Source organism: Sphingomonas sp. BAUL-RG-20F-R05-02 (assembly GCF_022662305.1).
Taxonomy (GTDB): Bacteria; Pseudomonadota; Alphaproteobacteria; order Sphingomonadales; family Sphingomonadaceae; genus Sphingomonas.
Genome location: NZ_JAKNQH010000074.1, coordinates 1 through 573 on the forward strand (window position 1 = coordinate 1; position 573 = coordinate 573).

Sequence of the window (573 nt, forward strand, 5' to 3'; positions counted from 1 at the left end):
GTTCCATCCCAGTTCGTGTCGCCGTAGGTGTCTGATCGTCCAGATCAGTGACACTGATCGTCCAAATGATCTGCTTGCGTGAGCCCAAACCGGCCGGGGCACAGTTTCCATTGAACCCCATGCTTGCAGAAGGTCCATTCCATGTCCGATGATCTCCACCGCTCGCCCGTTGCCTTCACACCAAACATTGAGGTGCGCGCCGACGACGAAGCGGAGACCATCCAGGGGCTGAATGAGCAGCTCCGCCTCATTCAGGAGACGACGGCCAAGGACTATGGCACCGCCGTTCGCGGCGTCCACGCGAAAGGTCACGCGATCGTCAAGGGTAAGCTTGAGGTGCTCGCCGGCCTTGCGCCTTCTCTCGCCCAGGGCCTGTTTTCGGCACCCGGCAGCTATGATGCGCTGCTGCGTTTCTCAACGCTGCCTGGCGACATCCTCGAAGACAGCGTCAGTGTGCCGCGCGGGCTCGCGGTCAAGCTGTTCGGCGTTCCCGGCGACCGCCTGCCGGGCTCGGAGGCCGACACCACGCAAGACTTCATCCTGGTCAACGGCCCGGCGTTCGCAGCCCCCACG

1 pseudogene is annotated in these 573 nt (G+C 63.0%); it reads left to right on the forward strand.

What is annotated here, in order from left to right:
• Positions 1–141: 141 nt before the first annotated feature.
• A pseudogene (locus L8F97_RS22490) lies at positions 142–573 on the forward strand (catalase); the annotation flags it as partial.